This is a genomic window from Actinomadura miaoliensis (assembly GCF_039536785.1).
Lineage (GTDB): Bacteria > Actinomycetota > Actinomycetes > Streptosporangiales > Streptosporangiaceae > Spirillospora > Spirillospora miaoliensis.
The window spans coordinates 147777-173932 of record NZ_BAAAZG010000047.1; the positions used below are offsets into that span (position 1 = coordinate 147777).

At 72.1% G+C, this 26156-nt stretch carries 24 protein-coding genes and 1 pseudogene; 19 read left to right on the top strand and 6 right to left on the bottom strand.

Translation table 11 applies throughout. The features are described 5' to 3' along the window. Window positions 1-804: 804 nt before the first annotated feature. From ABD811_RS29975 to ABD811_RS29985, 3 genes and pseudogenes are all read left to right on the top strand, one after another. Window positions 805-950 (top strand): annotated as a pseudogene (locus tag ABD811_RS29975) (transposase); the annotation flags it as partial. A gap of 104 nt (window positions 951-1054) precedes the next feature. After that, complete coding sequence (locus tag ABD811_RS29980) at window positions 1055-1951, top strand: HD domain-containing protein (protein ID WP_344954476.1); 897 nt, start codon at window positions 1055-1057, stop codon at window positions 1949-1951. A gap of 670 nt (window positions 1952-2621) precedes the next feature. After that, window positions 2622-3605: an MBL fold metallo-hydrolase gene (locus tag ABD811_RS29985; protein WP_344954478.1), complete on the top strand. Its 984-nt coding sequence runs from the start codon at window positions 2622-2624 to the stop codon at window positions 3603-3605. A gap of 67 nt (window positions 3606-3672) precedes the next feature. Here the strand turns inward: ABD811_RS29985 and ABD811_RS29990 are convergent, their stop codons facing one another. The 3 genes from ABD811_RS29990 to ABD811_RS30000 form a co-directional block, all read right to left on the bottom strand. After that, the gene (locus ABD811_RS29990; protein ID WP_344954480.1) at window positions 3673-4923 is read right to left on the bottom strand and encodes an MFS transporter; all 1251 of its coding nucleotides are present in this window, start codon (window positions 4921-4923) and stop codon (window positions 3673-3675) included. A 135-nt stretch (window positions 4924-5058) separates the two neighbouring features. Beyond that, complete coding sequence (locus ABD811_RS29995) at window positions 5059-5784, bottom strand: haloacid dehalogenase type II (RefSeq protein ID WP_344954482.1); 726 nt, start codon at window positions 5782-5784, stop codon at window positions 5059-5061. 116 nt (window positions 5785-5900) lie between these two features. After that, on the bottom strand, window positions 5901-6617 hold the full coding sequence (locus tag ABD811_RS30000) for a GntR family transcriptional regulator (RefSeq protein WP_344954484.1): 717 nt from the start codon (window positions 6615-6617) through the stop codon (window positions 5901-5903). A 236-nt stretch (window positions 6618-6853) separates the two neighbouring features. On the opposite strand from ABD811_RS30000, the gene ABD811_RS30005 reads away from it, so the two are divergent. Genes ABD811_RS30005 through ABD811_RS30060 form a run of 12 tightly spaced genes read left to right on the top strand, consistent with a single transcriptional unit; the run spans window position 6854 to window position 19544 of the window. Next, complete coding sequence (locus ABD811_RS30005; protein WP_344954486.1) at window positions 6854-8038, top strand: ABC transporter substrate-binding protein; 1185 nt, start codon at window positions 6854-6856, stop codon at window positions 8036-8038. Window positions 8039-8062: 24 nt separating this feature from the next. Next, complete coding sequence (locus ABD811_RS30010; RefSeq protein ID WP_344954488.1) at window positions 8063-9835, top strand: ABC transporter permease; 1773 nt, start codon at window positions 8063-8065, stop codon at window positions 9833-9835. Then, on the top strand, window positions 9828-10235 hold the full coding sequence (locus ABD811_RS30015; RefSeq protein WP_425549476.1) for an ABC transporter ATP-binding protein: 408 nt from the start codon (window positions 9828-9830) through the stop codon (window positions 10233-10235). Before ABD811_RS30010 ends, ABD811_RS30015 begins: the two co-directional genes overlap by 8 nt. A gap of 34 nt (window positions 10236-10269) precedes the next feature. After that, a complete protein-coding gene (locus tag ABD811_RS30020) occupies window positions 10270-10956 on the top strand; it encodes an ABC transporter ATP-binding protein (protein WP_344954979.1) in 687 nt (228 codons plus the stop codon). Between the two features lie 36 nt (window positions 10957-10992). Further along, window positions 10993-12072: an isocitrate/isopropylmalate dehydrogenase family protein gene (locus ABD811_RS30025; RefSeq protein WP_344954490.1), complete on the top strand. Its 1080-nt coding sequence runs from the start codon at window positions 10993-10995 to the stop codon at window positions 12070-12072. Next, window positions 12072-12779 (top strand): aspartate/glutamate racemase family protein, encoded by a 708-nt coding sequence (locus tag ABD811_RS30030; protein ID WP_344954491.1) that lies wholly within the window; start codon window positions 12072-12074, stop codon window positions 12777-12779. Before ABD811_RS30025 ends, ABD811_RS30030 begins: the two co-directional genes overlap by 1 nt. Further along, window positions 12776-14026: a 3-oxo-tetronate kinase gene (gene otnK / locus ABD811_RS30035; RefSeq protein ID WP_344954493.1), complete on the top strand. Its 1251-nt coding sequence runs from the start codon at window positions 12776-12778 to the stop codon at window positions 14024-14026. Before ABD811_RS30030 ends, otnK begins: the two co-directional genes overlap by 4 nt. Next, window positions 14023-14658 (top strand): 3-oxo-tetronate 4-phosphate decarboxylase, encoded by a 636-nt coding sequence (otnC, locus tag ABD811_RS30040; RefSeq protein WP_344954495.1) that lies wholly within the window; start codon window positions 14023-14025, stop codon window positions 14656-14658. The genes otnK and otnC overlap by 4 nt, the downstream gene beginning before the upstream one ends. Continuing rightward, window positions 14658-15731 carry an Ldh family oxidoreductase gene (locus tag ABD811_RS30045; protein ID WP_344954497.1) on the top strand — a complete coding sequence of 358 codons (1074 nt, stop codon included), beginning with the start codon at window positions 14658-14660 and terminating at the stop codon, window positions 15729-15731. Before otnC ends, ABD811_RS30045 begins: the two co-directional genes overlap by 1 nt. Continuing rightward, entirely contained in the window at window positions 15719-16045 is a 327-nt protein-coding gene (locus ABD811_RS30050) for a putative quinol monooxygenase (RefSeq protein ID WP_344954498.1), read from the top strand. Before ABD811_RS30045 ends, ABD811_RS30050 begins: the two co-directional genes overlap by 13 nt. A gap of 41 nt (window positions 16046-16086) precedes the next feature. Further along, a complete protein-coding gene (acnA, locus tag ABD811_RS30055) occupies window positions 16087-18768 on the top strand; it encodes an aconitate hydratase AcnA (RefSeq protein ID WP_344954500.1) in 2682 nt (893 codons plus the stop codon). 59 nt (window positions 18769-18827) lie between these two features. Continuing rightward, window positions 18828-19544 (top strand): MerR family transcriptional regulator, encoded by a 717-nt coding sequence (locus tag ABD811_RS30060; RefSeq protein WP_344954502.1) that lies wholly within the window; start codon window positions 18828-18830, stop codon window positions 19542-19544. On the opposite strand, the gene ABD811_RS30065 is transcribed toward ABD811_RS30060, so the two are convergent. Together ABD811_RS30065 and ABD811_RS30070 are read right to left on the bottom strand one after the other, a co-directional pair. Continuing rightward, window positions 19537-21042, bottom strand: coding sequence for a DUF4419 domain-containing protein (locus ABD811_RS30065; protein ID WP_344954504.1), 1506 nt, complete (start codon window positions 21040-21042; stop codon window positions 19537-19539). The genes ABD811_RS30060 and ABD811_RS30065 overlap by 8 nt on opposite strands. 92 nt (window positions 21043-21134) lie before the next feature. Then, the gene (locus ABD811_RS30070; protein ID WP_344954506.1) at window positions 21135-21431 is read right to left on the bottom strand and encodes a hypothetical protein; all 297 of its coding nucleotides are present in this window, start codon (window positions 21429-21431) and stop codon (window positions 21135-21137) included. Between the two features lie 191 nt (window positions 21432-21622). On the opposite strand from ABD811_RS30070, the gene ABD811_RS30075 reads away from it, so the two are divergent. Beyond that, window positions 21623-21829 (top strand): hypothetical protein, encoded by a 207-nt coding sequence (locus ABD811_RS30075; protein ID WP_344954508.1) that lies wholly within the window; start codon window positions 21623-21625, stop codon window positions 21827-21829. A gap of 37 nt (window positions 21830-21866) precedes the next feature. Beyond that, complete coding sequence (locus tag ABD811_RS30080) at window positions 21867-22319, top strand: cysteine dioxygenase (protein ID WP_344954510.1); 453 nt, start codon at window positions 21867-21869, stop codon at window positions 22317-22319. 49 nt (window positions 22320-22368) lie between these two features. Here the strand turns inward: ABD811_RS30080 and ABD811_RS30085 are convergent, their stop codons facing one another. Then, a complete protein-coding gene (locus ABD811_RS30085; protein WP_344954512.1) occupies window positions 22369-24498 on the bottom strand; it encodes a hypothetical protein in 2130 nt (709 codons plus the stop codon). Between the two features lie 95 nt (window positions 24499-24593). On the opposite strand from ABD811_RS30085, the gene ABD811_RS30090 reads away from it, so the two are divergent. Together ABD811_RS30090 and ABD811_RS30095 are read left to right on the top strand one after the other, a co-directional pair. Continuing rightward, a complete protein-coding gene (locus ABD811_RS30090) occupies window positions 24594-25121 on the top strand; it encodes an ArsR/SmtB family transcription factor (RefSeq protein WP_344954514.1) in 528 nt (175 codons plus the stop codon). A gap of 26 nt (window positions 25122-25147) precedes the next feature. After that, entirely contained in the window at window positions 25148-25993 is an 846-nt protein-coding gene (locus ABD811_RS30095) for a M23 family metallopeptidase (protein ID WP_344954515.1), read from the top strand. Window positions 25994-26156 lie beyond the last annotated feature (163 nt).

Sequence of the window (26156 nt, forward strand, 5' to 3'; positions counted from 1 at the left end):
TGGTCTTGCGCCCATGGAGTGAAGTGCTTCCTCACCTTGTTCCGGATGTCTCCGGGGGCGGCCCCTGGAACCCTCGTTGGGCCTTGCGCTCGGCGAGCTCTGCTCGCCTCAGCACAGGGCCCGTTGTGCGTTTCGGGGCGGTTCCAACCCGCTGTCGTTGGCAGGCAGCCGTGCCCCGGCGGAGCGCTTCCCCATACCTGCTTTCGGGCTTCTGCCAGGGCGCGGCTCCCTGGAACCTCCGCTGTGAGGGCTTCGCCCTCACGCCGTGTGGTTCTGCGCCCTTGGAGCGCTTCCTCACCTTGTTCCGGATACCTCAGGGGGGCGACCCCCTGGAACCCCCGTTGGGCCTTGCGCTCGGCGAGCTCCGCTCGCCTTCGCACAGGGCCCGTTGTGCGTTTTGGGGCGGTTCCAGCCCTCTGTCGTTGGCAGGCAGCCGTGCCCTGCCGGAGCGCTTCCCCACACCTGCTTTCGGGGTTCTGTCAGGGCGCGGCTCCCTGGGACCCCCGCTGTGAGGGTTTCGCCTTCACGCCGTGTGGTTCTGCGCCCATGGAGCGCTTCCTCACCTTGTTCCGGATATCTCCCAGGGGCGACCCCCTGGAACCCCCGTTGGGCCCTGCGCTCGGCGAGCTCCGCTGACCCGTTGTGTTAGGGAGACGACAGCGGTGGTTTCGCTGCCGGGCAGCGGGACCACCGCTTCATTGGATGGCCTTATGTGTCCATGAGCCGTGTTGAAGGTCGGCCCAAGGCAGGTCGGGGCTGTCGACTCACCCGTTCTCGGGGCTCGGGTATGGCGGCGCGCAGCATGGAGTGGAGGTGGCTTCGGCCGAGGACAGCGCCGGCTGGCCAGCGTTCCTGCGTGGCCTGGTGGCCGGGGGGGGGGTGCACTGGTGATCTCCGATGCTCACGCCGGGCTGGTGGAGGAGGGCGGGGCCACGCTGCCGGGGGCGGCTGGCGCCAGTGAGTTGCCAGGCTTAAGCACGACTTCCTGTGGCTGCGCTCGTGTAGAGGCGGAGAGATTCTGCGTCGCCGCCGCTTGGCGAGAATCAGGTGCCCTTTGGCGTTTTTGCTGCTGTCTGGTGTGGTGATGGTGTTTGTACGCTCTCATCGTCAGTCGCTGACGGGAGGTATCGGCATGACCGATGAAAGCAATGACGCGAATGGGGTTGCTCGGCGCGCGGTGTTGCGGCGCAGTGCCGGCATTGCGGCAGCTGGCGCGGTATCCGCGTTTTCTGCTGCGGCGTCCAGTGTCGCACACGCCTCGGTGACGAGATCTGCGCCGAGTGGCATCGCTTCCAGTGCGAGTGTCGGCGCTCTGCCATCGGTGGTCGCTGGAATTCGCATTCCCAGCAGTAGAATTGCTCGTGAAGCTGCGGTGTTCGCGCGACAGGCGTACTCGGAGACGCTGTTCAATCATGTCATGCGGACGTATGTCTTCGGCTCTCTGGTGTTCGATCGGCGTGGTGTTCACTATGACCGGGAGTTGGTGTTCGTCGCAGCCGTCTTGCATGACCTCGGGCTGGTCGAATCGTTCCAGACCCCGGCTGAGCCGTTCGAGGTCGATGGCGCTGATGCTGCGCGCCGGTTCTTGCGGGAACGGCGCGTGCCGGCTGAACGAGCGGAACTCGTCTGGGATGCGATCGCCCTGCACACCAGCATCGGCATCGCGACTCGGAAGAGGCCTGAGATCGCCTTGGTCTCGGTCGGGTCGGGAATGGATTTCACTGGGAACGATCTGCGGCAGCTTCCGTCCGGCGCTCTTGAGGAGGTGCTTGCCGCCTTCCCGCGGAAAGGGTTCAAGCAAAATGCGCTCGATGCGATGATGTCGCTGTGCCGCACAAAGCCGCTCGGGGAGCTCATGCACCCCTTCGCGGAGGTCGGCCGACGCCACATTCCCAATTTCTCGGTGCCCACCGTCGAGGATCTGCTGCTCGCAGCGCCATTCAAGGAGTGATGCAGGTGTTCGCCGGGTTCCTCGTTGCAGGGGCCTGGTCGGCCCGCGCCACGGCGGCGATCTGAACGACCTCGTTCAGCCGATCATTCGGCTGGTGGGTCGGAGCATCGATGATCACGTTGCGCCAGGGGTCCGCGGCGCATTCCGCGTAAGGAAGGGCCCCCGGCACCGAGCCCAGCGAGAAGATGCGCTCAGGCCGTAGCACCCCGACCAGCTCGTCGACGATCCCAGGGAACACGGCGCGCCGAACGCGGGGTCGCCCCCCACGGACGTCCGTCGAAGCAAATACCCCACGCCGACCCTGTTCCGGGGGTGCTCCGCGACATCCCCCGCCTGCCAAGGTCCTGGCTGTCCCGAAGCTCGCCGACCTGCGCAACGCGTGCCGCTGGCGGCGACAGGTGGCGCAGACGGGAGCGGCCTACCCGGCCGGTCCTGCCGTGGTACGGGATGCCCGGCGCGCCCTGCGGGGAGTTGTGTCCATGCCGCTCAGGGCTCGTCCGAGCCGGTGGTCCGATGATCCTGAGCGGGTGCCTGACTGCGCCCGGACGGATTCATGGGCTTGCGGGGGCGGGCGGGGCATGTCGGCGGGGTGGAAAATCGGTGTGCCTGGGGTGGGGCGGGCGCTACGCTCGCGGGCACTTGACGCGGCCGTTCTTGAAAGGCGCCGATGATGCGTGTTGCGGAGCAAGGGGGCGACCACCCCGAACTGCTGGAGCGGGGGCATCCCTTCCGGCAGTGGAAGACGTGGCGTATTCCCGGTGCCGAGCTGACCCTCACCGGCTACTCCCGCGCGAACGACAAGACCTTCTTTCACATCCCCGAGCTGAGGTGCAGCCTCGACGCCGGGTTGTGTGAAGGGCGGCAGGTGGACACGGTCTTCCTGACCCACACACACCACGATCACTCAAAGGATCTCGACTACCTGGCTGCCAAGGCTTCCGGCACGGACGTCTACCTGCCCGCCGAGGCGGTGCCGTACGTGGAGTCCTACCTGCGTGCGTCCGCCGAGCTGAACCACGGGGCGGGATTCGACCCCGCGCTGGCGGGGGGCTACCGGCTGCATGGCGTCCGGCGGGACGACGAGTTCGTTTTCGGGCGCCGGGGACATCACGTTCGGGTGGTGGAGTGCCGGCACAAGGTGCCTTGTGTGGGATATGCGTTCTCGGAGCGGCGCAAGGCGCTGCGGCCGGAGTTCGAGGAGCTGCGGCGGTCCCTGGTGAGGGAGGGGCGGGGCAAGGAGTTCGGCCGGATCATGGCGCGGCGGCGTGAGGAGGGGGCCGAGGTCGACGTTGTGGTCCGCCGGCCGCTGTTCGCCTTTCTGGGTGACACGCATGTTGACGTGTTCGAGCGCAACCCATGGCTTTTCGAGTACCCGGTCGTCATCACGGAGTGCACTTTTCTCGACGACGCCGAACTCGACCGAGCGAATCGGGTGGGGCACACGGTGTGGAGTCAGCTCAGACCCGTGGTCGAGGCCCACCCGGAGACTCTGTTCGTCCTGATCCACTTCAGCCTGCGCCACTCGGACCGGGAGATCCTCACGTTCTTCCGGCGGCAGTGGCAGGAATCGCGGGGCGGGCGGCCGGACAACGTCCTGTTGTGGGTGCATCCGGACAGCCGCCTGCCCGAGCAGCACCAGCACAGCGGTTCCTGAGCGGCCGCCTCGGGCATCCCGGGCAGGCGACTGCCCGGGATGCCGACGCGGGCGACGGCCCGGATGATCAGGTGCGGGCGGGGGTCGGGGTGGGGTGGTGCTCGGTGGTCGCGCTGTCGGGGCGGATCACCGCGAGGGACACCGCGGCCGCGCCGAGGGCGCCGATGATGGCGAACGCGTAGAAGCCCCATGGGTAGGCGAGCCCGGCCGACAGCAGGGAGCCGCCGAGCAGGGGGCCGCAGATCGCGCCGATGCGTCCGACCCCGGCCACGGCGCCGAGCCCGGTCGCGCGGCTCGCCACCGGGTAGGCCCGGCTGACGGCGGCGTAGACCAGCACCTGCGCGCTGAAGACGAAGCAGCCCGCGAGGAAGACCGCCGTGTACAGGCCGACGCTGGGCAGCTTGACGCTGAGCAGCGCCAGGAACACCGCCGCGGCGCCGAACCAGCCGATCGTGGCCGGACGGACGCCCCTGCGGTCGGCCACGTACCCGGCGAACAGGAGACCGGCGACGGCGCCGAGGTTCAGCGTGAGCAGCAGGCCCAACGCGGCGCCGAGCGGGTAACCGGCCTGCCGCATGATCTCCGGCAGCCAGGTGTTCAGGCCGTACACCAGCAGCAGCCCCATGAAGGAGGCCACCCAGAACGCCAGCGTCGTGCGCAGCAGGCCGTCCCTGAACAGGGCGCGCACCGTGACGGCGGTGGTCGCCTTCGCGTCGCCGGACGTGCGGGCGGCCAGGAACGAGGTGGACTCGGGCAGGTATCGCACCATGAGCGGCACCAGCACCAGTGCGGGCAGGGCACCGATCACGAACATCGCGCGCCAGCCCAGCGACGGGATGACCGCCATGCCCAGCAGGGCGGTGAGGACGGCTCCGACGTGGTAGCCGGTCATGATCGTCGTGGTGGCGCTGCTGCTGCGTCCCCGCCGGGCGTGCTCGCCGACCAGTGTGATCGCGGTGGGCAGGCAGCCGCCCAGCCCGAGACCGGCCAGGAAGCGCAGCAGGCCGAACACCGTGGCCGACGGCGCGGCCGCGCACAGGACGGTGAACACCGAGAAGGCGATCACGGAGGCGATCAGCGCCTTGCGGCGGCCGACGATGTCGGTGATCGCGCCGATCGTCAGCGCGCCGATGGTCATGCCGACCAGCCCCACCGTGGTCACCGCCGACGCGGTGCCCGGGGTCAGGTCCCAGACGTGCTCGCGCAGGAGCACGGGCAGGACGGTGCCGAGCACCACCAGGTCGAAGCCGTCCAGGAGCACGGCCGCCCAGCAGAGCGGCAGCGCCCAGGAACGGGCGGGGTGGGACGGGGACGCCATGAGCGACCTCCTGTGAACTGCATCACGGAACGGGGTGGCGTCCATACTCTCCGCAGGTCAGCGCGTCGCCGCGGATCGTCTTCCAGTGGGTGGAAGGGCTCTGGAAACGATCAGTGGGAACGCGGTTGCCGCAGGTCAGCAGCCGAGCACGTCGGCGAGGTGGTCGAAGCCGGTCACGGCGAGATCGCTGGTGACGTCGGCCGCGCGGTCCGCCGTGCGGGCGGGGCCCTTCTCCAGCGGCCGTTCGAGGAACGCGGTGGCGAGTCCGGCCTGGCGGGCCCCGTCGATGTCCCACTTGTGCGCGGCGACCATGAGGACCTGCGCGGGATCGACGTCGAGCAGATCCGTGGCCGTGAGATAGGCCCGCGCGGCGGGCTTGTAAGCCCGGGCGAGCTCGGCCGACAGGATGCAGTCGAACGGCAGTCCCGCGGCCTTGACGAGGGTGGTGAGCAGCGCGAACCCTCCGTTGGACAACGCGGCCAGCACATAGCGTCGCCGCAGCCGCGTCAGACCCTCCACCGCGTCGTCCCAGGCGGGCAGACGGTGCCAGGCATGGACCAGCCGGCGACGCGCGGCGTCCGGGAACGCGTCCGCGACGCCGTGGACGTCGAGCAGTTCGTCCAGCGATTCGCGGTGCAGGGTGTCGAGGTAGGCCCAGTCGCGCTCGTGCCGGTTGACGCGTTCCATGGACGGCAGATAGCGGTCACGCCATTCGTCGGCGAAGGCGCCGGCGTCCAGCTCGACACCGTGATCGGCGGCCGTCCGGGCGACCTCCCGGGCCACTCCGGTGCGCCAGTCGACGGTCGTGCCGAAGATGTCGCAGGCCACCACTCGAATCGAAGCAGCGTCAACGCCGGTCATCCGCACCTCGCTCGTCGAGCTCCCGGTCTTCCATCATTACCTGACTCCCGCGTCCTCACACGGGTGCTCTTCCGGTCACGACTGAGCGGGCTTGCGGACGGGAGGCGGGGCCGCTCTCAGGCGTCCTGCAGGAGGGGAGCAGGTTCCGTTTCGCCGTCCGGTGCGTGGGCCGGTTCGCGGAGCCGGCGGGCCGCCTGGACGCCCAGGCTGGTGTCGATGTGCTCGCGCATGACCGCGGCGGCGCCCTCGGCGTCACCGCCGATGACGCAGTCCAGCAGCGCCTGGTGCTCGGCCGCCTTCTTGTCGCGCGCGGCCTGGCCGCGTTCGACCTCCAGCGCGAGCCGCCGGTAGCGGTCGGCCTTGTCCCACAGCCCGTCGAGGGTGGTGATGAGCAGGTCGTTGTGGGAGGCGCGGTAGATCGCGGCGTGGAAGCGGCGGTGCGCGACCAGTTGTTCGACCGTCGGCTTGCCGGGCAGGGGGCGCAGGCCGTGGGCGGACTCGCGCAGGACGCGGATGTCGTCCTTGGTGCGGCGTTCGGCGGCCAGCGCGGCCGCCAGCGGGTCCAGCGAACGCCGGATCTCCAGCAGGTCCCGGGCCTCCTCCGCGGTCAGCGGTGTCACCCGGGCGTCCCGGTGGGCGTCCAGGTCCACCAGGCCGTCGCTCTTGAGCCGGCGCAGCGCCTCGCGCAGCGGGGTGGTGCTGATGCCGATGTCGCGCGCCAGTTTCGCCTGGGCGATGACCGACCCCGGGGGGAGCTCGCCCGACAGGATCCGCTCCCGGACCTGCACGTAGGCGAACTCGGCCTTGGTCATGGGCTCCGTCGGCTGGCTCATGGGCCCCCCATCGCGTAGGTCACCGTTATAGCCTACACCACCGCCGTTGTCCGAACGCTCGTTTCGGGTGGTCGACTCTGCCTAGGAGCGTGGGCAAAACGCCTGGCCCGGTCGTATCGACGGGGAGGGGTGGCGGAGAAATTCTCGCTCCGGGGGTTGACGTCATAGGTTATAACGAAGCAGAGTGGCCGCCGTCACAAGAGACGGGTCCGCCCTGACCGAGGAGGGAAACCCTCATGCCTGCTTCGTCGATCCGGTGGCCGCTGCGCCCCGGGGGCCGCCTGGCGCGGCCCCGCCGTACCCGCCTGGCGCTGAGCCTGGGAGCCGCGGTCTCGGCCATGGGGCTGCTGGCCGCCTGCGGGGGCGGGGAGGCGCAGCCGGCCAACGTGGTGGCGACCGGGCAGGCGCCCTCGTACTACCCGGCGGACTACGGCCAGGTCATCGAGGCGTCCAGGCGGGAGGGCGGGACGCTCAACATCTACTCCAACACCGACCAGGAGAACTGGGCGCCGATCTTCCGCGACTTCCGGCGGAAGTACCCGTGGGTCACCAAGATCTCCGCCAACAACCTCGACAGCGACGAGGTGTTCCAGCGGGTGCTCAGCGAGCAGGCCACCAGCGGGTCGCCCGCCGACGTGCTGGTCTCCAACGCCGCCCAGGGGTGGGCGGAGTTCGCCGCCAAGGCCGGCGCGCTGATGCCGTACAAGTCACCGGAGGTGGAGAAGCTCCCCGACTTCGCCACCCTGCTGCCGAACGTCCACACGATGTCGATCGATCCCCTGGGCGTCGCCTACAACAGCTCACTGCTGCCCAAGGAGCCCACGAGCATCCAGGCCCTGGCCGACCTGGTGGCCGGCGACCAGGGCAAGTACCGCAACAAGATCACCACCCGGGACGTGGATGGGGCGTTCGGCTTCTCCGTCTCGCACGCCTTCACCGCCGCCCGCCCCGGCGCCTGGACGTCCCTGCAGCGGATCCTGCCGCTGGCCCGCCCCGAGACCTCCTCGGGCACCCAGCTGGAGAAGATCATCTCGGGCGAGTACCACGCCGGGTTCTTCATCAGCGCCGCCCCCGCCTACCCGATGATCGAGAACAGCGGCGGCCTGCTGAAGCTCGCCTTCCCCAAGGACGGGACGGTGGTGCTGCCCCGGGGCATCGGCATGAACGCCAAGGCGCCGCACCCGGCCACCGCCAAGCTGTTCACCGACTTCGTGCTGTCGGAGGAGGGCCAGCGGGCCGTCGCCGAGGGCGGCCTCACCTCCTACCGGGAGGGCGTGGAGGCCCGCGAGGACCGGCACACCTACCAGGACCTCGTCCGCCAGGTCGGCGCGGGGAACCTCGTGTTCGTCAAGTACGCCCGCGTGCCCGGCGACCAGGTCAAGGCGTTCGTGTCCCGGTGGAACGGCCTGCTCGGGCACTGACCCGGGCGAAGGGAACGCATCTCGATGACAACGATGATCGAACCGCCGCGCGCGGCCGGCCCGCCTCCCGGCGGCGCGGTGCCGGACGCCCCCCGCTACCGCCGACCGCTCGGGCTGGCGCGCGAGCAGTGGCTCCAGTACGCGGCCCTGGCCGGGCTGGCGCTGCTCGTGGTCGCCCCCGTGGTGCCCATCCTGTACCAGTCGCTGCTGGACCGGCCGCTGTACGAGGCCGGCGGCGTGGTGAGCCTGGACAACTACGTCCGGCTCTTCACCGAGGCCGGGTTCGGCGAGGTCGTGCTGAACACCGTGTACTTCTCCCTGCTCACGACCGTCATCACGCTGCTGATCGCGGTGCCGATGGCCGTGGTGGTGGTGCGGACCGACCTGCCCGGCGGCCGCCTGTTCGCCGCCGCCATGCAGTGGCCGTTCTTCATCTCCTCGCTGATCCTGGGCTTCGGCTGGATCACCATGTACGGCCCGGCCGGGTTCGTCAGCGTGGAGGTACGGCAGCTGTTCGGCTTCGTCCCATGGAACCTGTACTCCATTCCCGGGATGGCGCTGACCGAGGCGGTGGCGCTCGCCCCGATCGCCTACACGTTCTGCGCCAACGCGCTGCGGCAGAGCGACGCCTCGCTGGAGGCCGCGGCCCAGGTGTGCGGGGCGGGCCCGCTGCGGATCCTGACGTCGGTGGTGGTGCCGCTGCTGCGTCCCCCGATCGTCTACAGCTCCATCCTGGTGGTCAGCGTGTCCATCGAGACGCTGAGCGTTCCGCTGCTGCTGGGCCAGCCGGTCGGCATCGAGGTGTTCTCCACCTTCCTGTACCGGCACGGGCTGAAGTCGGTCGCCCCCGACTACGGGGTGCTGGGCGCGGCGTCGGCGCTGGTGCTGCTGGTCACGGCGGGGCTGGTGGTCGCGCAGGCCAAGCTGCTGCGGGACGCGCAGCGGTTCGTGTCGGTGCGCGGCAAGGCCACCCGGTTGCGCAAGCTCGACCTGGGGTGGCTGAAGTGGGTCAGCATCGCGGCCATCACCTGCTACGTGGTGATGGGGGCCCTGGTGCCGATCGGCGGGCTGATGTTCCGCTCGTTCACCCTGGTGTTCACGCCGCTGCAGTCGCCGTTGAAGACGCTCAGCACGGCCAACTACGAGCGGATCTTCACCTACGAGGCCTACGTCCAGTCGATCCGCAACAGCCTGGTCGTCGCCGCCGTCGGCGCGGTGGTGGTCGCCGTCCTGGCGATGGTGGCGGTGATGGTCTCGCGCCGTTCGGAGTTCCGGTTCGCCCGCACCGTGGAGTACCTGGCGCTGGCTCCGCAGGCGATGCCGGGGATCATCGTCGGCATCGGCCTGTTCTGGGCCCTGGCGTTCGCGCCGTTCGGCGTCGGAGGGGTGCTGCAGGGCACCCTGTGGGCCATCGTCATCGGCTTCGGGATCCGGGCCCTGCCCGGCGGGTTCGGGTCGATCGCCCCGCCCCTGATGCAGATCGGCCGGGAGCTGGACAACGCCGCCCGCGTCTCGGGCGCCGACTGGGTCCGCACGTTCGTCCAGGTGCTGGCCAGGCTGCTGCGTCCGGCGTTCGCCGGAGCCCTGATCCTCGTCTTCGTGACGATGCTCAAGGAGTACACGCCCGCGGTGTTCCTCGGCTCCGCCGACGCCAACGTCATCGGCACCACGATGCTGGAGCTGTGGGTCCAGGGGAACACCGGCTCGGTCGCGGCGCTGGCCACCCTGCAGATCGTCATCACCGCGGCGGTCGTCGCCGTCGCGGGGCTGCTCATGAGAGGGCACAAGGATGCCTGACGTCACCATCTCGCACCTGTCGAAGAAGTTCGCCGCCACCACGGTGCTGCACGACATCGACCTGACGATCAGGGACGGGGAGTTCTTCACCCTTCTCGGGCCCAGCGGCTGCGGCAAGTCCACCACCCTGTCGTGCGTCGCGGGGCTGGAGCGGCCCACCACCGGCAGCATCGCCGTCGGCGACCGGACGATGGTGGACACCGCCGCCCGCACGTTCGTCCCGCCCGAGGGACGCAACCTGGGGATGGTGTTCCAGTCGTACGCGCTGTGGCCGCACATGACGGTCGCCCAGAACCTGGCGCTGCCGCTGCGGATCCGCAAGGTCGACAGGCGGCGGCAGGCCACGCTGATCGGCGAGGCACTGGACAAGGTCGGCCTGGCCGGCATGCGCGACCGCTAACCCGCACCAGCTGTCGGGCGGACAGCAGCAGCGGGTGGCGCTGGCCCGCGCGCTGGTCTACTCGCCGACGGTGCTGCTGCTCGACGAGCCTCTGTCCAACCTGGACGCCCAGTTGCGCGAGCAGGCCCGCGCCTGGCTCAAGCGCCTCCAGGAGGAGCTGGGCATCACCACCGTCTACGTGACCCACGACCAGGAGGAGGCGCTGGCGCTCAGCGACCGCATCGCCGTGATGTCCGAAGGCCACCTGGTGCAGGTCGGCAGCCCCACCGAGATCTACCAGGAACCGGCGACCGCCGGGGTGGCCGCGTTCGTCGGGCGCTGCAACTTCCTGACCGGCAAGGTCGCCGCGGCCACCGCGTCCGGGGCCGAGGTCGTCCTGGACTGCAACGGCCAGAAGGTGCGGACCCGCGCCGCGGACGTCAGCGCCGGGCAGCACGTCACCGTCGCCGTCCGCCCCGAGCGCGTCAAGGTGCTGACCTCCGACCGGACGGCGCCGCCGGACGCCAACGTCCTCACCGGCACCGTGCTGTCCAGCTCCTACGTCGGCGCGCGCTTCGAGTACGACGTGCGCCTCGGTGACCAGGCCGTGCAGGTCGCCACCGGCCGTCCCGGCCTGACCGGCGAGATCACCCTCGCCGTCGACCCCGCGGTCTGCCTGCTGTACCCGACCACCGACGTCGTGTCTCCCGACGTCGAGGCCCTCACCACCGTTTCCGGCTGACACCCGAGTCCGGCTGACACGAAGGACACCACCACTGTGACCACCGACACCTACCGTCTCGGCGTCCTGCCGGGCGACGGCATCGGACCCGAGATCGTCCCCGCGGCCGTGCAGGTCGTGGACGCCGCGCTCGCCGCCGCCGGCGCCGGGGCCGTGGAATGGATCGAGCTGCCGCTGGGACGCGCGGCCATCGACGAGCACGGCGACGCCGTCCCCGCCGCGACCCTGGAGACGCTGGCGGAACTGGACGGCTGGCTGCTGGGGCCGCACGACAGCGCCGCCTACCCCGAGCCGCACCGCTCCAAGCTCAACCCCAGCGGCACCATCCGCAAGCACTTCGACCTGTTCGCCAACATCCGCCCCGCCAAGGCGCTCGACGACGCCGACGCCATCGTGCCGGGCACCGACCTGGTGATCGTCCGCGAGAACACCCAGGGCTTCTACGCCGACCGCAGCACCTACAAGGGCACCGGCGAGTTCATGCCGTCCCCGGACGTGGCGATCGCGATGGGCATCGTCACCCGCCCGGCGGTCGAACGCATCGCCCGCCAGGCGTTCGAGCTGGCGCGCCGGCGCCGCGGCAAGGTCACCATCGTGCACAAGGCCAACGTCCTCAGGCTCACCACCGGCCTGTTCCGCGACGTGTGCCGGGAGGTGGCCGCCGGCTACCCCGACGTGACCGTGGACGACTACCACATCGACGCGATGACCGTGCACCTGCTGCGCCGGGCCGCCGACTTCGACGTGGTGGTCACCGAGAACATGTTCGGCGACATCCTGTCCGACCTGGCGGGGGAGATCGCCGGGTCGCTGGGCATCGCACCGTCGATCAACGCCTCGCACGAGCGCGCCATGGCCCAGGCCGCGCACGGTTCGGCCCCCGACATCGCCGGGCAGGACAAGGCCAACCCCACGGCGATGATCCTGTCGGCCGCGATGCTGCTGGAGTGGCTCGGCGGCCGCCACGACGACCAGGCGCTGCGGACCGCTGCCGCCCTGGTCGAGCAGGGGGTGGCGGCGACCGTGCGGGCCGGCACCAAGACCCCCGACATGGGCGGCGCCACCGGGACCCGCGAGTTCGCCCAGTCGGTCGCGGCGACCATCAAGCGGCTGTGATGTCAGCGGAGCGGACCTCGTTCACGGTGGCGGTCGTCAACGCGGCCCCCGCCTCGATGGCCCCGGCCACCCGGGGCCTGCGGGACGGCTTCCCGGAGGCGCGGCCGTGGCACCTGCTGGACGACCGGCTGGTGACCGACGCCGACGCCGCCGGCGGCATGACACCCGCGCTGCGCCGCCGCATGCTCGCCCTGATCGACTACGCCGTCCGCGGCGGCGCGGACGCCGTCCTGCTGTCGTGTTCGATGTACGGGCCGGTCGTGGACGTGGCGCGCGAGCTGTACCCGGTGCCGGTGACGGGCTCGGACGAGGCGATGTTCGAGGACGTCGCCGCACGGCGGCCGCGCCGGGTGGCGGTGCTCGGCTCGCTGGACTCGGCCGTCGCCGACTCGGTGCGGCGCCTGGAGGCCGTGCTCGCCCGCACCGCCGGATCGCCCGGGGCGGCGCCGACCCGGGTGGTGGGCGTGACCGCCGCCGGAGCGGCCGACGCGGCGTCCGCGGGCGACCATGACCGGCTGCTGGAATCCCTCACCGCCGCGGCCGACGCCCACACCGGGACGGTGGACGCGTTCGTGATCGGCCAGTACTCGCTGACCCCGGTGCACGCCGCGCTGGCCGAGCGGCTGTCGATCCCCGTGCTCAGCCCGCCGCTCATGGCCGCGCGGGCACTGCGGCACCGGCTGCTCACTTCGGCGGCGGCGTCATGACCGTCGCACCGCAACGGGGGCCGCTGCTCGGGTGCGTCGCCGACGACTACACCGGCGGCACCGACGTCGCGGCCGCGCTGCGGCGGGCGGGGCTGCGCACCGCGCTGCTGTTCGGACGACCGGAAGCGGACACGCCGCCGCCGGAGTGCGACGCGGTCGTGGTGGCGTTGAAGACGCGGACGGCGCCGGTCGCCGAGGCGGTGTCCGCGTCGCTGGCCGTGCGGGAGTGGCTGGCCGGTCACGGCGTGCCCCGGGTGTACGTCAAGTACTGCTCGACGTTCGACTCCACCGACGAGGGCAACATCGGCCCGATCGTCGACGCCGTGCTTGACGCCGCCGGGACGGTCCAGACGGTGGTGTGCCCCGCCGCCCCCGAGCACGGCCGCACCGTCTACCAGGGACATCTGTTCGTCGGTGACCGGCTGCTGTCGCAGTCGCCGATGCGGCACCATCCGCTGACCCCGATGACCGACCCCGACCTGGTGGCCGTGCTGTCCCGGCAGACCCCGCATCCCGTCGGCCTGCTGCCGCTGCGGACGGTCCGGCGGGGTGGGGCCGCCGTCCGCGCCGCGCTGGACGAGCTGGGACGGCGGGGAGTCCGCCATGTCGTGGCCGACGCGACCTGCGACGAGGATCTGACCGCCCTGGCCGCCGGAACCGCGCACCTGCCGGTCGTCACCGGTGCCGCCGGGCTGGCCCGCGCGGTGGGGCACCTGCTCCCCGGCGCGGGCGCCGTCGAGCGGGAGGAGACGCCGCCGCTGTCGCGCGGGCCGGGCATCGTGCTCAGCGGCAGTTGCTCCGCCGCCACGCTCGGGCAGGTCGAGCACGCCCGCAAGGTGTTCCCGTCCTATCGGCTCGCCCCAGACGGCGCCCCCGACGAACTGGCCGCCGGAGTACGCGCATGGCTGGACGCCCACGCCGGGCGCGGCCCCGTCATGGTGTACTCCTCGGCCGCGCCGGGGGAGCGCGGCGACGCCCGCGCCGGCGAGGTGCTGGAGCAGGCGCTGGCCGAGGCCGCCCGGCACGCGGTGGGCCTGGGCGTCCGCCGGATCGTCGTGGCCGGGGGAGAGACCTCCGGCGCGGTCGTCCGGGGCCTGGGGATCGGCTCGGTCATCGTGACCGGCGAGGCCGACCGCGGCGTGCCCTGGTGCCTGACGACCGGCGAACCCCGCCTCGCGCTGCTGCTCAAGTCCGGCAACTTCGGCCGCGACGACCTGTTCGTCCGGGCCATGGAGGAGACCGAATGATCGGTGAAGAGATCGTCACGCTGGGGGCGTCGTTGTTCGCGCGGCGGCTGACCCACGGCCGCACCGGCAACCTCAGCGTCCGCGTGGACGAGGGGTTCCTCGTCACCCCGACCGGCGGGTCGCTGGCGTCGCTGAGCGCCGAGGACCTGGCCCTGGTCGGGCTCGACGGAACCCACCTGTCCGGGCCGCGCCCGTCCAAGGAGGCGTTCCTGCACGCCGCCGTGTACCGGGCCCGGCCCGGCGCGGGCGCCGTGATCCACCTGCACAGCACCTACTCGGTCGCCGTGTCGTGTCACGCCGGGGTCGATCCCGACGACGCGCTGCCGCCGCTGACCGCCTACTACGCGATGAGGGTGGGACGGCTGCCGCTGCTGCCCTACCACGCCCCCGGCGACACCGCGCTGGAGCCGCTCGCCGAGCGCACGGCCGCCACCGCCCACGCCTTCCTGCTGGCCAACCACGGCCCGGTGGTCGCCGGCGCCGATTTGGCCGCCGCCGCCGACACCATCGAGGAGCTGGAGGAGACCGCCCGCCTGTGGCTGCTGCTGCGCGACCATCCCACCCGGCCGCTGACCCCCGAGCAGGTGGCCGGCCTGCACGCCCGGCACGGCACGCCCACCGGGAGCCGCTGATGACCGTCCCCGTCCGTGACCTGGTGGAGCTCGGCAGCCGCATCCTCACCTCGGTCGGCGTCCCGCGCGACGACGCCGCCCTGGTCGCCGACAGCCTGGTCACCGCCGACATGTGGGGCCACCCGTCCCACGGCATGCTGCGGCTCGGCTGGTACGTCGAGCGCATCCGCTCCGGAGCGATGCGGCCGGTGACCGAGGTGGCGACCGTCGTCGACGCCGGGGCCGTCGCGGTGCTGGACGGCCGGGACGGCGTCGGCCAGGTCGTCACCGCCCGCGCGGCCCACGACGCCGTGCGCCGCGCCGGCGAACACGGCGTCGGCGCGGTCGCCGTCCGCGACAGCAACCACTTCGGCACCGCCGCCTACTTCACGCGGATGATGGCGGACGAGGGCTGCGTCGCGATCCTCACCACCAACGGCAGCCCCGCCATGGCGCCCTGGGGCGGGCGGGCCAAGACGGTCGGCGCGAACCCCTGGTCGATCGCCGTGCCCGGCGGTGTCGTTCTCGACATCGCCAACACCACGGTCGCCCGCGGCAAGATCTACGCGGCCCTGGAACGCGGCGAGACCCTGCCGGACGGCTGGGCCATCGGACCCGACGGCGCCCCGGCCACCGACCCGCGGACCGCCCTCGACGGCCTGGTGCTGCCCATGGCCGGTCACAAGGGCTACGGCATCTCCTTCATGATGGACGTGCTGTCGGGCGTCCTGACCGGCAGCTCCTATGCCACCGGCGTCACCGGCCCCTACGTGCCCGACCGGCGCAGCGGCTGCGGCCATCTGCTGATCGCCCTGCGGGTGGACGCGTTCATGGACCGGCAGGAGTTCGACCGGCGTCTGGACGACCTCATCGGCCTCACCAAGGCCGTCCCGCGCGCCCCCGGCGTCGACGAGATCTTCTACCCGGGCGAGATCGAGGACCGCAACGCCGAGCACGCCGCACGTCACGGGGTCGCGCTGCCCGCCAAGACCCGCCGCGACCTGGACCGCCTGGCCCGCTCGTGCGGCATCGACGCGGCGGACATGCTCGGCCTGCCCGACCCGCGGGAGGCCGAGCCCCGATGTTCGTCGTGATCGTCACGCTCCGGGTCCGGCCCGGCAGGCTCGACGAGTTCCTTGCCGGTATCCAGGCCAACGCGCGAGCCAGCCGCCGCGAACCCGGATGCCTGCGGTTCGACGTGCTGCGCACGGCCGAAGACCCGTACGAGTTCGTCCTGTACGAGATCTACCGCGACGAGGCGGCGTTCTACCGGGAGCACCGCTCCGCCCCGCACTACGCGGCCTGGAAGGCCGTGGCCGCCGAGTGCCTAACAGAAGGCGGGCACGTCAACAGATTCTGCGCACCGGCGTTCCCCGACGGCATCCCCGACGGCCCCCGCCCCCACTGACCGTCCACAACCCGACAACCACCAGGAGAGGCAGGCAGACCATGAGCTCCGCCCCCACCGCAACGGTCGCATCCGCGCACGACGCGTTCGGCACCCGCGCGACGCTGCGCGTGGGGGACCGGCGGCTGCTCATCCACCGCGTCGCCGACCTCGCCCCCGCGCACCTGCCGTACAGCCTGAAGATCGTGCTGGAGAACCTGCTGCGCCACCAGGACGGCGCCGCCTCCGCCTCCGCCGTCCGGGCGCTCGCGGACTGGCGACCGGACCGGGCCGCATCGCAGGTGCTGGAGCTGCGGCCCGCCCGGGTCTTCCTGCACGACACCAACGGCGTGCCGGCCCTGGTCGACCTGGCCGCCATGCGCGACGCCATGGTCGCCCTGGGCGGCGACCCGTCCCACGTCAACCCGCTGATCCCGGCCGAACTGGTGGTGGACCACTCGGTCATCGCCGAGGTGTTCGGCCGGCCGGACGCCCTGGCCCGCAACACCGAACTCGAATACGAACGCAACCGCGAGCGCTACCGGTTCCTCAAATGGGGACAGAAGTCGCTGCGGAACTTCACCGTCGTCCCGCCGGGCACGGGCATCATGCACCAGGTCAACGTCGAGCACCTGGCGCGCGTGGTGATGGTGCGGGACGGGTGGGCGTTCCCCGACGTCTGCCTGGGCACCGACTCGCACACCACCATGGTCAACGGGCTGGGCGTCCTGGGCTGGGGCATCGGCGGCATCGAGGCCGAGGCCGCGATGCTCGGGCAGTCGATCGCCATGCCGCTGCCCGCCGTCGTGGGCGTCCGGCTGCACGGACGGCTGCCGCCCGGCGCCACCGCCACCGACCTGGTGCTGACGATCACCGAGCTGCTGCGCGGGCACGGCGTGGTCGCCAAGTTCGTGGAGTTCCACGGCCCGGGGGTCACCGCGCTGCCCGTCGCCGACCGCGTCACCATCTCCAACATGAGCCCCGAGTACGGCTCGACCTGCGCCCTGTTCCCCATCGACGAGGAGACCCTCCGCTACCTGCGCTTCACCGGCCGCGACGCCGACCAGGTCGCCCTTGTGGAGGCGTACGCCAAGGAGCAGGGGATGTGGCACGACCCCTCGGCGCGGATCGCCTTCACCGAGGAGGTCGAGCTGGACCTGTCCACGGTCGTCCCGTCGATCGCCGGGCCGCGCCGCCCGCAGGACAGGGTGCCGCTCACGGCCGCCAAGTCCTCGTTCCGGGCTTCGCTGCCCCGCTCGGCGGACGCGGCGTCCGGCGTGCCGGTGGTGCTGGACGGGACCGAACACCGCCTCGGCCACGGCACCGTCGCCCTCGCCGCGATCACCTCCTGCACCAACACCTCCAACCCCGCCGTGATGGTGGCGGCCGGACTGCTGGCCAGGAACGCCGCCGCCAGGGGCCTGACCAGGCGGCCCTGGGTCAAGACCACCCTGTCTCCGGGGTCCAGGGTCGTCATGGACTACTACGCCAAGGCCGATCTCACCCGCCACATGGAGGCGCTCGGCTTCCACCTCACCGGGTTCGGCTGCATGACCTGCATCGGCGCGTCCGGGTCACTGGTGGACGAGGTCTCCCGGGCGGTCCGCGAACACGGCCTCACCGTGGCCGCCGTGCTGTCGGGCAACCGCAACTTCGAGGGACGCGTCCAGCCGGAGGTCGCGATGAACTACCTGGCGTCCCCACCGCTCGTCGTCGCCTACGCCATCGCCGGGACGATGGACGTCGACCTGCTCACCGAGCCGCTCGGCGTCGGCTCCGACGGCCGGCCCGTCCACCTGCGCGACATCTGGCCCGCCGACGCCGAGATCCGCGACGTCGTCGCGTCGTCGCTCGAACCGGCGATGTTCGCCCGCCGCTACGCCGACGTCTTCGGCGGCGACGACCGGTGGCGGCGCCTGGACGCGCCGGAGTCGGAGACCTTCCCCTGGGACGAGGCGTCCACCTACATCCGCCGCCCGCCCTACCTGGACGGCCTGACGTCCCGGCCGCGCCCCGCCGAGGACATCGTCGGGGCCCGCATCCTGGTCAAACTGGGCGACTCGGTGACCACCGACCACATGTCACCGCCGGGAGCCATCCCTCCCGCCAGCCCGGCCGGCCGGCACCTGACCCGGCTCGGCGTCACCCCCGACCGGTTCAACACCTACGCCTCGCGCCGCGGCAACCACGAGGTCATGATGCGCGGCGCCTTCGCCAACGTCCGGCTGCGCAACCAGGTCGCCCCCGGCACCGAGGGCGGCCTCACCCGCGACTTCCTGGACGGCGGCAGGGTCACCTCCATCTTCGAGGCGGCCCTGTCCTACCGGGACGCGGGCGTCCCCACGGTGGTCGTCGCCGGAGCCGCCTACGGCACCGGATCGTCCCGTGACTGGGCCGCCAAGGGCCCCGCCCTGCTCGGCGTCAAGGCGGTCATCGCCGAGTCCTACGAGCGCATTCACCGCTCCAACCTGGTCGGCATGGGCATCCTGCCGTTGCAGTTCCCGCCCGGCCAGGGTGCCGACGAACTCGGCCTGACCGGCGAGGAGACCGTCACCGTCACCGGTCTGTCCGCCCTCAACGACGGCGTCGTGCCCCCGCACGTCACCGTCCACGCCGGAGACGTCACGTTCCAGGCGCGGGTACGGCTCGACACCCCCCGCGAGGTCGAGCACTATCTCCACGGCGGCGTCATGCCCTACGTGCTGCGTGCGCTGGCCTCGCCACCCGGCCCCGACGGCTCGTGACCGGCCCCGCGCGCTTGCGGCTTGACCTTCGAGCCGGGTCGAAGGTCTAGCGTCGGGACATGACGACGATGCGGATATCCCAGCTGGCCGAACGGACCGGTGTCCCGGCCACCACGTTGCGGTTCTACGAGTCCGCGGGGCTGCTGCCGGCCGACCGCACACCCGCGGGATACCGCGTCTACGGGCAGGACGCCGTCGAGCGGCTGGCGTTCATCGGCGCGGCCAAGGACCTGGGCCTGCCGCTGGAGGAGATCGCCGAACTGCTGCGGGTGTGGGCGGCGGGGGCGTGCGCCGAGGTCAAGGCCGAGCTGCGGCCGCGCGTGGCCGCCCGGCTGACCGAGGTGGAGCGCCGCGTCGCCGAGCTGACCGCTCTGACCGTCTCGCTGCGCCGGGCCCTGGCGCATCTGGACGCGCTGCCGGACCGGTCGCGGCGGTGCGATCCGCGGTGCGGCTTCCCCGGCTCCGGCCCGCCCGCGGGGACGGGTGAGCGGTGGCGCCGCGAACCGGTGGCGTGCTCGCTGTCCGGCGACGGCATGGCCGAACGCGCCGGGCGATGGCGGGAAGTATTGGACGGCGCCGAACGGGAGGAGATCGACGACGGGGTGCGGCTGACGCTGCCCGCCGATCGCACGGCCGCCGTCGCCGCGCTCGCCGCCGACGAGCAACGGTGCTGCCCGTTCTTCGACTTCCGTCTTCACCTGGACGGTCCGGTGGTGCGTCTGGAGGCACGTGCCCCGGCCGACGCCGCCGGGCTGCTGGCCGCGCTGTTCACCTGACGTCTTGGCGTGAGGCGGCCAGACGGTCGAGGCGGCCGGTTTCCAGGTGGGTGATGTCGCCGCCGGTGTCCAGTGCGGCTTCCAGCAGCAGGGCCAGCGAGGTGCCGTAGACGGGGACGTCGCCGGGGGCGTCGGCCAGCCACAGGTCGTCGCCGGTCACGGGCTTCCCGATGCGGCAGACGACCCAGTGGACCGTCTGCGTGGCGAAGTCGACGGCGCCGCCGAGGCTCCGGCCGTCGGCGAGGTCGATGATCGTGACGATCGGAGGGTGGTCCTGGCCGCGCCACACCCATCTCAGCTCGCTGACCGGGCGCAGCCGCCACGCGCCGTCGAACAGGGTCGCCGAACCGATGCGGCGGTAGACCGCCAGCACGTCGGCGGGCAGGTCGGACAGGAAGTGCGGCTGCGGCGAGGTGGTGTCGTGGTCGCGGATGATCCGGTCGACCACGTCGTCGATCTCGGCCGTCGCCGGCGCCAGGTACCAGCCGGCGACCGGGCGCAGCGCGCCGTCGTCGTCCTGGGCGACGCCGACCAGGCCGGCGTGCAGGGCCACGGATCGGTTGCCGCCGCCCAGCCGGTCGTTGAGGTCGATCCGCACTCGCGAGAGGGTGGCGGGGACGCTGTCGCTGCGGATCCCCGGGCCGCCGTAGACCGCGCCGTCGACGGTGACGTCGCGCGGCTCGCCGATCGGCAGCTCCAGCAACGGGTTCGGCCGGTCGGCCACGCCGTCACCGGTCAGGTACGGGTACAGCCGGGCGATCCAGCCGGTGATGACCTCGCCGCCGTAGGCGTCGGCGGGGTTGTAGACGCGCCGCCAGAACGCGGTGTCCACGTCACCCGCCGCGGCCCGGACGAACTGGTCGGCGATCGGCGCGAGCGACCGGCACCAGGTCTCCAGGCCGAACCCGGCGATCGCGTCGACCCGCGCCCGGATCCTCCGCCAGTCCTCGACCGTGCCGGTCAGGGTGATCGACGGGATGCCGCAGACGGACGTCATCCACAGCGAGAAGTACGGCGAGTAGGCGTCCAGCAGGACGATCCGTCCGGCCGTCCGCTCCACGTCGGTGCTGGTGGAGAAGTCGCATTCGAACACGTCGGCGTCGTCGATCTCCCCGGCCAGAAGCTCGCCGAACAGCTCCACGACGTTCTGCCACGAATCCGCGTCCTGCGGTATCGGTCCGTCGAGCACCACCGTGATCCGCTTGCGGCCGGCGTGGCTCACCAGCCGCGGACGCAGTTCCTCGGCGTGCAGGCGCACGTGCTGGGCGACACCCTGCAGGATCGTCAGCCACACCGCGTCGGGTGACAGCACGAGCGGCCGGTGGTCGGCGAAGGCCCGCGCGGCGGCACCGAGCAGCGGATGCACCCCGTCCGGCGCGAGGACCGGCAGCGCCGGATCGCCGCCGACGAGCAGCGCATCGGTGAACCGTTCGCCCAGCGGCCGCGTGGGGAGGGCCTCGGCGGCGGGCACGACGTCATCGACCCGGAAGGTCACCATCCGCCCACCCTAGGACAGGTGATGGCGAAAGCCGCGGCGCCGACCACGCCGGTCCGCGCACCGGCATGGTCGGCGCCACAGGCGGTCCGGACTCAGCCGGTTCCCTCGTTGACCATCAGCGCCCAGTGGTCCTTCGTGTAGTCGTGGAAGCCGTGATATTCGCACCAGGCTCCGGTCGATCCATCCTGGATCACGGAGGCGTCGTACCGGCAGGACGTCAAGCCCGCGTTGGTCGGCGGATACTGCCTGGCCTCGTAGATGCCCTGGATCGAGTAGTCCCGGCCGGACGGGGTCGTCTCGGCGGACGCGGCTCCCGCCGCGATCGTCGAGCCGATCGAAACGGCCGTTCCCAGGAGCAGGGTGGCGGTGACGGCCTTCGGTTTCCTCATGTGCACCTTCCGATGGCTGCGGTACGAACTGACTCGCCTGCTGTGCCGGGATCGACCGTAGGGATCGCCGCTGTCGGATCGGCGACGGCGCGGCGACGTCGTACTGACATGGCGCGCCGCCCGGCGGACGGGCGCTGACCTTCCTCATCGGCGACGACCCCGGGCTCCCCGCCGGACGGGCCGATCGCACCATGATCGAGAAGTGGCTGCGCGCGGGCGCCGTCCTCCTGTCCGGCGACCGGCCCCGGGGGCCGGAAGGGGCAATCCACAATTCCGACTGGCATGGTCCGGAAAGCGGTATGCTGGTCGCCATGCGTCCCGGACTTCCTCTCTGGTCGCGCCTGCACGTCGACTTCCGGCGGCAGGCCAGCGATCTGTGTCGCCGCGCCGTGCGTTGAGCCGAGCCGAAGCGACGAGGAAAGGGACCCAGAGCAGATGACCGTGAGCACGACCGCGCCCGCCGCGAACAAGCTGGCCGAGATGGCCGGCGCCCTGGCCGCCGCCCCGGGCGACTGGCTGTGGCGCGTGCGGCTCAACCCGGACGGGCGCTGGTACGAGCGTCTGCACCAGGACGAGGAGCACGAGGTCTGGCTGATCAGCTGGCTGCCCGGCCAGGCCACCGGCCTGCACGACCACGGCGGCTCGCGCGGCGCGTTCGCCGTCGCGCTGGGCGAGCTGGAGGAGGACGACCTGGGCGGCACGCGGCAGGTCGGCACCGGGCAGACCCGCGCGTTCGGCCCCGACTACATCCACGACGTGCGCAACACCTCCACGGCGCCCGCCGTGAGCGTGCACGTGTACTCGCCGCCGCTGTCGGTGATGAACCGCTACGAGCGCACCGACTCCGGTCTGGTGCGGCTGGCCGAGGAGAGCGCCGAGCAGTGGTGACCCGGAAGGAACTCGGGCTCGGGGAGAGCCTCAGCACGGGTACCGGCCGTCACCGCGAGGGCGAGCCTTCCTGAAGTCCTGATGCGGCGGGGCGAGCCGTGCTCCCCACGGCGGTCGTGCGCAGGCGCCAGCGGCCGGGGCCGTCGGTGCTGACCTGGAGCAGCGTCCACGGTTGCAGGTCGATCGGCTCGTCGCCGCCAGTGCCAGCCGGTGCGAGCCCTTCGGTGAGGCGGTGGACGGCGAAGGCGCCCTTCCCCAGGTAGGACGTCTCCAGCCGCGCCGAGGGGCCGGTGTAGAGCAGCACCGCCGGGTGGGCGCCCTGCACGGAATCGTCGAACGTGTGGACGTGGTCCGCTCCCGGCCCTTCCAGCAGGTCCGGGGTGCCCGGTATCTGCCGCAGCGGCAGGATCTCGATGTTCCAGTCGCCGTCCGCGCGCAGTTCCAGGACGGCTCCGGACGGGACGGCGAACGAACAGAGGGAAGCGAGGGCGGCCGGCTCCGTTCCCCGCCGCTCGGCGGGGACGACCTGACCCAGGCTGTGGCGAAGGGCGAGATCGGAGCCGCGCAGGAGCATCTCCCCGACCTCCCGGCCGCCTCCGGTGAGGATGCCGATTCCCGGCGGCCCCTCGTACCTGACGACGTCGGATCCGCGGCCCGAGATCGTCCGGTCGAACGCGCGGGCCGTTTCCGGGCCGCCGAGCGTGACCGTCCAGGCGCCCGCCGCCTTGACCCGCAGCCGCGTCTCGCCGTCGACGACGAGCCGGGCGGCGGACGCGCCGCGGGGGACCGACGCCAGCGGGGCCCCCTGGCGCAGGCCGCTGCGGCCGGCGAGGACGCGCACGCGGGGAGCGCCGTCGTTGCTGATCTCGGCGAGCACGGGCTGCGGAGACGTCCCCTTGATCGTGAGGGACTGGTCGCCGGTTCCGTCGTGGACGGCGTGCCTGCCCCGCAGGAAATGGTCGGCCGGTTCGAAGCCCGGTCGGCGGGGCGAGGTCTCCGGAACCCCCAGCCAGCGCTGGAGGTCGCCGGCGACCCGTTCCGGGTCGCGGACGCGCAGGGAGATCCGGCGGTACTGCTCGCCGCGCCGCGGCACGAGAGGGCGGTCGGCCAGGCGCCGGTCCAGGCCCCGATGCAGGAGCCAGAGCCAGTTGCCCCATCTGCGGCGCCGTCCGGGCAGGCGCACGCCGGTGCGGAGCAGGAGGTCGAGGTTGAGCGGTTCCCGGAACGGCGTCAGTTCGGCATGCCCGCCGACGCCCAGGTGGCCGCCGGGGCCGTCGCCGGTGGGACGGACGGCGGCGACGTCCTCACGCCGGAGCCGCGCCGCCTTCCACAGCAGCACGCTGTCACGGATGACGATCTCGTCGCCGAGCACCCGCAGCCTCGGCCGCAGCAGCAGCATCCGGCCGATCTGCGCCGCCAGTGCGGCGGGCAGCAACAGCACGACGACGAGCCACAGGTTGATCAGGCGCATCTCGAAATCGGCGGGGGTGTCGTCCAGCAACAGCCCGACGCCCGCGCCGACGGAGACGATCGCCACCAGCAGCACGAACGGATAGGCGATCGCCCAGGCGAGCGTCCGCAGCGGCGCTCGCACGATCTTCACCGGCACCGCGGACGGGCCCCGGGCGCTCCACCCCCAGCGGTCCGGGGTGAGCAGGTCGCGGGCCCACGCGCGCACGGTGTCCGCCGCGTCGAAATGCCGTAGCCGCTCGGGCAGTTCGGCCCACGGCGTCCGCCGGAGCATGATCGCCGCTCCGGCGAGACCCAGGGCGCCGAACACCAGGCCGAACAGCAGTGCCGAGACGGCCTCGTCCCGGTCCGGGGAGCCGTCCGCGGCGTACACGAAGTCACGTGCCCCCACGTCGAGTGCGGCAACCCGCTCGTCGCGGGCGACGGCGTCCGCGTCCACGCCGCGCAGCCGGATGCCGGGGGTGCCGGCATTCGGGGCGCCCCCGGGAGTGAACGTCCCGTACCAGGAGCAGCCGCCGCGACCGCAGCTCCGCGACTCGGCGACGAACACGCCCGCACGGCCGTCACCGGCGGCGACGCGGTCGGCCGCGCGGTCCTCGCGGACCGCCTGGCCCAGCCCGAACACGGCGAACGCGAGCGCGGCGAGGATCCCGGCCCAGGCCAGGGAGGGCGAAAACGATTCCGAGCGACGTACCAGGGCGCCGGACACGCGCATCACCCTCAACGCACGAAGGGGGACGTGGATCACACCATGATCGCATACCAAGTTTTCGTCGTATATACGTAACTACGTATAATGTCGTCATGGATCTGGAGCGGCGTGTCGCCGAGCTGGAGCGGCGGGTGGCGGCACTGGAGTCGGGGGACACGGGGCATCCCGGGCAGCGGCCCGGCGCCGAACCCGCGCCGGAGGGCGGCACCTTCTGGGCGCTGGAGCAGCTGAAGGCCCGGCTGGACCGGATGGACGGAGCGGACGACGGCGGCGTGCTGTTCACCGGGGCCGTCCGCGTGCCCACCGGCGAACGGTACGAGTGGCAGTACGGGCTGACCGTCGGCGAGCTCATGGACGCCGACTGGTCCGAGGCCGCCGAGTCGTTCGCGGCGCTCGGGCACCCGGTGCGGATGCGCCTGCTGCGCGAAATCCTCGGCGGCCGGGGCGCCGTCGCGGAGCTGGCGGCGCTGGAGGACCTCGGCACGACCGGCCAGATCTACCACCACCTGCGGCAGCTCACGTCCGCCGGCTGGCTGCACACCGCGGCGCGCGGCCGCTACCGGGTCCCGCCGAAACGGGTCGTCCCGCTTCTGGTGGCCCTGGCCGCGGCCCAGCCGTGACGACGACGGCGACGATCGGAGAACCCATGCGCAAGGGGATCAAGACGCTGATGGTGCTCGGCCGGCTGAGCTGGCTGGCGTTCCTCGTCGTGCTGGTCGCGGACTTCTTCGCCGACCTGCCGATGGCGTGGGGGTGGACGGCGATCGGCCTGGCCCTGGGCGCGCGGTTCCTGGCCGTCCGGCTGGCGGCCGCCGGCCCTTCCCGGCCGCCGGAGGAACCCGTCGAGGTGGACCCGCCGGTCGCCGGGCGCTGGACGGCGCTCAACAGCCCCGCCAGCAAGATCCCCAGCCACGGCACGCGCATCTACGGGCAGGCGTACGCGATCGACATCGTGGCCGACCCGCAGGACCGTACCCGCCCCCCGTTCGCCTGGCTGTGGCCGCTGGTCCGGCGTAACAGCGCCTTCCCCGCGTTCGGGGAGCCGCTGCTGGCCTGCGCGGACGCGACCGTGGTGCGCGTCTCCGACAGGCAGCGCGACCATCTCAGCCGCAACTCCCTGCCGGCCCTGCTCTACCTCTTCTTCGAGGGCGCCTTCCGTGACCTGGCCGCACCCGCGGGGGTGGTCGGCAACCATGTCGTCCTGGACCTGGGCGACGGCACGTTCGCCGTCTACGCGCACCTGCGGCGCGGCTCGGCAGCGGTCCGGGCGGGCGACCGGGTACGGGCGGGGCAGCACATCGCCGACTGCGGCAACTCCGGCAACTCCACCGAGCCGCACCTGCACTTCCAGCTCATGGATGGCCCGGACCCCGACACCGCGCGCGCCGTGCCCTTCACCTGGCGCGCGGTGGGCGTCCCCGCCAACGGCGAGACCTTCTCGGTGCCCGCGCCGGACGACCGGGTGGAGGAGGGCCGGCCGTACCGGGCGTAGCCGCCGATGCCGCCGGAGGCGGGCATGACGGACGGCGGAGCGCGACGCCGTGATCGCGGAATGATCCCGGGGGCCGCTAGGTTGGGGGCGTGGTTCAGCCGTACGAGCAGCACGGGCCGGGGCCGGGCGACCGCCTCGGCCAGATGGGGCAACCGGTGCCGAT

Coding starts and splice junctions, on each gene's coding strand:
- ABD811_RS30010 (WP_344954488.1), top strand. CDS start 8,063: ATGACAACGATGATCGAACCGCCGCGCGCGGCCGGCCCGCCTCCCGGC.
- otnK (WP_344954493.1), top strand. CDS start 12,776: ATGACCGTCGCACCGCAACGGGGGCCGCTGCTCGGGTGCGTCGCCGAC.
- ABD811_RS30030 (WP_344954491.1), top strand. CDS start 12,072: ATGTCAGCGGAGCGGACCTCGTTCACGGTGGCGGTCGTCAACGCGGCC.
- ABD811_RS30065 (WP_344954504.1), bottom strand. CDS start 21,042: ATGGTGACCTTCCGGGTCGATGACGTCGTGCCCGCCGCCGAGGCCCTC.
- ABD811_RS30050 (WP_344954498.1), top strand. CDS start 15,719: ATGTTCGTCGTGATCGTCACGCTCCGGGTCCGGCCCGGCAGGCTCGAC.
- ABD811_RS29990 (WP_344954480.1), bottom strand. CDS start 4,923: ATGGCGTCCCCGTCCCACCCCGCCCGTTCCTGGGCGCTGCCGCTCTGC.
- ABD811_RS30075 (WP_344954508.1), top strand. CDS start 21,623: ATGATCGAGAAGTGGCTGCGCGCGGGCGCCGTCCTCCTGTCCGGCGAC.
- ABD811_RS29995 (WP_344954482.1), bottom strand. CDS start 5,784: ATGACCGGCGTTGACGCTGCTTCGATTCGAGTGGTGGCCTGCGACATC.
- ABD811_RS30000 (WP_344954484.1), bottom strand. CDS start 6,617: ATGAGCCAGCCGACGGAGCCCATGACCAAGGCCGAGTTCGCCTACGTG.
- ABD811_RS30070 (WP_344954506.1), bottom strand. CDS start 21,431: ATGAGGAAACCGAAGGCCGTCACCGCCACCCTGCTCCTGGGAACGGCC.
- ABD811_RS29985 (WP_344954478.1), top strand. CDS start 2,622: ATGCGTGTTGCGGAGCAAGGGGGCGACCACCCCGAACTGCTGGAGCGG.
- ABD811_RS30005 (WP_344954486.1), top strand. CDS start 6,854: ATGCCTGCTTCGTCGATCCGGTGGCCGCTGCGCCCCGGGGGCCGCCTG.
- ABD811_RS30045 (WP_344954497.1), top strand. CDS start 14,658: ATGACCGTCCCCGTCCGTGACCTGGTGGAGCTCGGCAGCCGCATCCTC.
- ABD811_RS30090 (WP_344954514.1), top strand. CDS start 24,594: ATGGATCTGGAGCGGCGTGTCGCCGAGCTGGAGCGGCGGGTGGCGGCA.
- ABD811_RS30015 (WP_425549476.1), top strand. CDS start 9,828: ATGCCTGACGTCACCATCTCGCACCTGTCGAAGAAGTTCGCCGCCACC.
- ABD811_RS30095 (WP_344954515.1), top strand. CDS start 25,148: ATGCGCAAGGGGATCAAGACGCTGATGGTGCTCGGCCGGCTGAGCTGG.
- otnC (WP_344954495.1), top strand. CDS start 14,023: ATGATCGGTGAAGAGATCGTCACGCTGGGGGCGTCGTTGTTCGCGCGG.
- ABD811_RS30080 (WP_344954510.1), top strand. CDS start 21,867: ATGACCGTGAGCACGACCGCGCCCGCCGCGAACAAGCTGGCCGAGATG.
- ABD811_RS30060 (WP_344954502.1), top strand. CDS start 18,828: ATGACGACGATGCGGATATCCCAGCTGGCCGAACGGACCGGTGTCCCG.
- acnA (WP_344954500.1), top strand. CDS start 16,087: ATGAGCTCCGCCCCCACCGCAACGGTCGCATCCGCGCACGACGCGTTC.